This window comes from Megasphaera micronuciformis F0359 (assembly GCF_000165735.1).
Lineage (GTDB): Bacteria > Bacillota > Negativicutes > Veillonellales > Megasphaeraceae > Megasphaera > Megasphaera micronuciformis.
Window position 1 is genome coordinate 1 of sequence record NZ_GL538211.1, and the last position, 1,719, is coordinate 1,719.

The 1,719-nt window shown below is 40.9% G+C and carries 3 protein-coding genes; all 3 read right to left on the reverse strand.

Annotation, left to right across the window (positions count from 1 at the left end; genetic code table 11):
• Positions 1–328: 328 nt before the first annotated feature.
• Positions 329–754 (reverse strand): DUF2335 domain-containing protein, encoded by a 426-nt coding sequence (locus HMPREF9429_RS08930; protein WP_006943078.1) that lies wholly within the window; start codon positions 752–754, stop codon positions 329–331.
• Positions 744–941 (reverse strand): hypothetical protein, encoded by a 198-nt coding sequence (locus HMPREF9429_RS08285; protein WP_006943080.1) that lies wholly within the window; start codon positions 939–941, stop codon positions 744–746. Before HMPREF9429_RS08285 ends, HMPREF9429_RS08930 begins: the two co-directional genes overlap by 11 nt.
• A gap of 102 nt (positions 942–1,043) precedes the next feature.
• Positions 1,044–1,637, reverse strand: a complete 594-nt coding sequence (locus tag HMPREF9429_RS08290) for a hypothetical protein (protein ID WP_006942996.1) — start codon at positions 1,635–1,637, stop codon at positions 1,044–1,046.
• Between the last annotated feature and the right edge of the window lie 82 nt (positions 1,638–1,719).

Consider the following 1,719-nt stretch of genomic DNA (forward strand, 5'->3'; position numbering starts at 1 on the left):
TGGGGGTTTTGTCATGCCTATTCGGCGTACAACAAAAAAAGACTCTCCCATAATCGGGAGAATCTTTTTTGCCTTACCAAGATGCCACCTTGTCGGTCACTGTTGCCGATATGCACAATTTTTTCAATACGACCCTCTGGTATCGGGATGTAGAGACAATGCGTCCTTTAATGACGTATTTATTTTCTTCATAAACACGCCATTTCCGCATAGATAAGAGCCATTTTTACTTTTATTATTTTCTGATAAGGAGCTATATTGGGGGTTAATATGTTGTCAAAAAAAGAAGTGACGTTAAACGACTTTTCATTTACCGTCACTTCTCTGTTTATTTGTTTCGAGAATTTTTATGTCCTAAAAAGGCTCGAATAATTGCTGTAACTCCAACTCCCGCAAAAACGGTTCCTACGATATAATGGTCATTTTCCAACAAATAGATCCCGCCGACTAAACACACCAGGGAAAGAATAAACGCAAATATAAGGGCCATATGTCCATCCCAAACCTCAGCCTTTATAACCTTTGCTTCTAATTCTCTTCTATGCTTTCCTTGGGATTCAGCCATATCAATAATGCGACCTGCAGCCCCCGGACAAATATCTTCGTACCGTTGTAATTCTTCTGGATCCGGTAGCGGACCAGATCTGATTTGCATTTGTTGAATTTGTTGAATCGGTTGACCTGTTTTCTTTTGCAGGAATTCAGGAACGTCTAACTTTTCTGGAATATTTTCATCAGATTTTTTATTGGACATATTTTTTACCGTACTCAATCAAGGATACTTTAAAATCCTCTCCAACCAAGTTCCAATCATCTCTTATTGCCTTTTCATTTGTTGTCTTTAAAATTAAATTAATTCGTTTCCGAGAGGCCTTCTTCGGGTTGAAAATTGCATACATACCACGAAGGCAAAATTTATTTAACATTAAAATCTGTTCCATATAAGACACCTCCCTTATTTAGTATTCATAGTATATCATATTATTTTCCAAATTGCATTGTATACAAAAAAGACTCTCCCGATTATGGGAGAGTCTTTTACATTACCATTCTTTAATTGTGTATAACAGGGTACCCCCCTGTCGTCCATCTTGTCCGATATGGGCTATGCCTTCCACACGACCCGCTTGGTACCCGATAGACAGATACGGTTTCCCGTCTATATAGGTGCCGCCGGCCTTTACTTTGTGGTTGTTGCGTAAGTTAATTTTGTACACATCCACTTTCTGCTTGGTATCGTCTACCGTGACTACCGTGCGATCACTTTTAGCTACCGCCTCTTTCGGTAAGCGCGGGTCCTTATTTCGAATAGCGGCCTCTGTCGTATCGGCAGCCGTTTGTAAATCAGGAGCCGATACGTAATAAGTTACATTCGGTGATACGGTCCCCTCATGAATTCGTTCAATTCTCGTCACCAGTTCCCCCGCAGTCTTATCGTCGACGTGTAAATTCTTCTTTACCGCATTTTTATCGGTCGTGTCTGAAAAACGCATTCGCACGGGGCTCTCTACGGGCTTTTTCTCATGCTGCACGGCAAAGTATATACATCCTAAGCAAAAAGTCGTCAAAATCGCAATGAGCGTGATTCTTACAAGTTTCGCCTGTTTCTCATCTTTTATCATCGGAATTTTCATCATGTCACCTCGATTAGTCGTACATAACGTCTAAATCAACCGCACATCCGTTGATCTGTCCCTCGTCGGAGTATTGCCAGAGGCT